A 3,070-nucleotide genomic window follows, 5' to 3' on the forward strand; every position below is an offset into this window, starting at 1 on the left:
CAAACCCTTTTAAGTGACATCACGCTCATCTAAAATCACTACAATCGTCGGCGCCCAGTGGGGTGACGAAGGCAAGGGAAAAATCACCGATTTCTTTGCCGGCGAATCCGACTACGTGGTCCGTTTTCACGGCGGCAACAATGCCGGCCATACCATTATCGTGGATGGTAATACTTTCAAACTTCATCTTATTCCTTCCGGAATTGTCTATGGCGAACCTATGTCCATTATTGGCAACGGCGTTGTGGTCGATCCCAAAGCATTGCTCGATGAAATTGCGTATGTGAAAGAAAAAGGGATTGATCCCAAACTCATGGTAAGCGATCGGGCACATGTGATTATGCCTTATCATATTGCCATGGATGGTGCGCTTTCTGGACATCAAGGAAATTTAGCTGCCGGCAGCACGCGTCGTGGGATCGCCCCAGTTTATGCTGATAAAATGTTCCGCAACGGTATTCGCATGATTGACCTTTTAGAGCCGGACGTCTTTCGAGAAAAACTTGAAAAAGGATATGCTTTTTGTAAAAGCATTATAGAAAAAACGCTCAATCAATCTTTAGATATTTCCATTGATGAAATTTTTGATACTTATTCTGATTATGGTCAAAAATTGAAATCCTATATTCATGATACATCGGTGATTTTATACAAAGCACACAAATCAGGGAAATCCATTTTATTCGAAGGCGCACAAGGCATATCGTTGGATGTGGACCACGGCGTTTATCCTTACACCACTTCTTCTAATACAGCCGCGGGACATATTTCCACAGGAACTGGCGTAAGCTTTAGAGATATTGATCGAATCATCGGCGTTACAAAAGCATATTTAAGTCGCGTGGGAGAAAGTCCTTTACCGTCAGAAATTCATGGTGAAGAAGCGAAAATGTTACGGGATAAAGGTGGGGAATATGGCACAACAACCGGACGGCCACGGCGTGTAGGTTGGCTCGATCTCGTTCAAGTGCGACAAGCAGTCCGAGTGAATGGACTTACAGAAATCGCCCTGACAAAATTAGATATATTAAATGGATTTGACGAACTACCCATTTGTGTCGCTTACGATGTGAATGGAAAACGCATCACCGAAATGCCTGCAAGTTTGACCGAATACAGAAATGCAAAACCTATTTATGAATCACTTCCGGGATGGGGAAACCTTCCTGAAAAGATTTGGAATAAAGGCTACGACGCCATGCCCCAAACTTTAAAAGACTATATTTTATTTATTGAACGTCAAGTGGATTGCCCTGTGAAAATTGTATCGGTGGGGCCCCAACGCCACGAGACTATCATACGATAGTTGCCGCAGAGATGCAAAGACCACAAAGAAATGACTAAAGAAGAAATCAATAAACTTTCTGAAAGTGTCATTGGCTGTGCGATTGAAGTCCATCGGCGACTTGGTCCCGGTCTTTTGGAAAGCGTCTATGAGAAAGCTCTTTGCATTGAACTTAAACGGGAAGATATCGCATTCGAAAAACAAAAAACATTACATGTAACTTATCGCGGAGAACCGGTTGGGGATTTCAGGGTTGATGTTTTAGTTGATGAATCAATCGTTTTGGAGTTAAAAAGCGTAGAAAGACATGATCCGGTCTTTGAAGCTCAAATTTTATCTTACTTAAAATTGGGTGATTATCGTTTAGGCTTATTAATAAATTTCAATTCAACATTATTAAAAAACGGGATTAAACGCTTTGTTAATAATCTATAGATTGCCAAGGAGAAACGTTTTTAATTTAAATAATGTTTTAATTAATTCTTTGAGCTCTCTGCGTCTTTGCGGCTAAATAAATTGGCATTCACAAAAGAAATTATCGACTTCGCCGGGCTCTCTGATTCTAATATCAAAGCCACACTCGTCGAGCTCAATATTCCACTCACAATTGAAGAAGCTCTCAAAATTCAGAACGATATGCTGGGGCGCGCACCATCTCTTGCTGAACTGATTTTATTTTCAATTCAAGGCTCTGAGCACTGTTCCTACAAAAGTAGCAGAAACCATTTAAAACAATTTACCACGGAAGGGCCCGATGTGGTTTTGGGCGCTAAAGAAGATGCAGGTGTTATTGCAATCGCCACAGATAAAAATGATCATCGCTGGTGTATTGTTATGAGCCACGAATCCCACAATCATCCATCTCAAATTGTGCCTTACGAAGGCGCTGCAACCGGTGTGGGCGGCAATGTGCGAGACGTATTATGCATGGGCGCAGAAGTGATTGCAGTCACCGATTCATTCCGATTTGGTGATATTAAAAATAATAAAACCAAATGGATTCATGATGGTGTTGTTGCCGGTGTTGCCGGCTATGGAAATCCACTGGGTATTCCCAATGTGGGCGGCGATTTATATTATCATGAAGGATATAACGAAAATTGTTTGGTCACTTTGGTTACACTGGGCATTGTAAAAGAAGAAAATATTATTCACTCTTACGCACCAAAAAATGCAGAAGGTTTTGACTTAATTTTACTAGGGAAACCCACAGACAATAGCGGATTCGGTGGCGCCAGTTTTGCATCATTAGAATTGGAAGAAGAAAAGAAAGAGCAAAATAAAGGGGCCGTTCAAGAGCCCAACGCCTTTTTGGAACGGCATCTGCTGAAATCTTCCTATGCGCTCTTTGATATCTTGAAAGGAAAAGGATTAATAAACAATGTCGGTTTCAAGGATTTGGGTGCTGGCGGTGTGGCGTGTGCCAGTGTGGAATTGGCAGAAACATCCGGCTATGGTGCTGAAGTTTGGATGGATAAAATTCATATCGGCATGGATGGCTTACATCCGTCCGTTTACCTTTGCAGTGAAACCCAAGAGCGGTTCATGTGGGTGTGCTCGCCGGAAATTACACCACTGATTTTAGACCACTATAATAAAGTATTTGACCTTCCCGGGGTAAGTGAAGGCGCTCGCGCATCTGTCGTTGGAAAAATCCGAAATGATGGTCGGTATATTGTGCACAATGGTGATGAAGAAATTGTGAACGCAAAAGCAAAAGAAGTAACGGAAGGCTTTTTATATGACCGCCCATTTGAAGCAAAAGAATCAAATTTTTCTGAACCC

At 41.9% G+C, this 3,070-nt stretch carries 3 protein-coding genes; all 3 read left to right on the plus strand.

Annotated features, from left to right (window positions below; translation table 11 throughout):
• Positions 1–34 precede the first annotated feature (34 nt).
• Positions 35–1,306, plus strand: coding sequence for an adenylosuccinate synthase (locus HN459_03685; protein ID MBT3478545.1), 1,272 nt, complete (start codon positions 35–37; stop codon positions 1,304–1,306).
• A gap of 30 nt (positions 1,307–1,336) precedes the next feature.
• Positions 1,337–1,720, plus strand: a complete 384-nt coding sequence (locus tag HN459_03690) for a GxxExxY protein (protein ID MBT3478546.1) — start codon at positions 1,337–1,339, stop codon at positions 1,718–1,720.
• An 81-nt stretch (positions 1,721–1,801) separates the two neighbouring features.
• A partial coding sequence (locus HN459_03695; GenBank protein ID MBT3478547.1) for a phosphoribosylformylglycinamidine synthase subunit PurL occupies positions 1,802–3,070 on the plus strand: 1,269 nt, incomplete at its 3' end.

The sequence above is a fragment of the Candidatus Neomarinimicrobiota bacterium genome (assembly GCA_018647265.1).
Classification (GTDB): Bacteria; Fidelibacterota; Marinisomatia; order Marinisomatales; family TCS55; genus TCS55.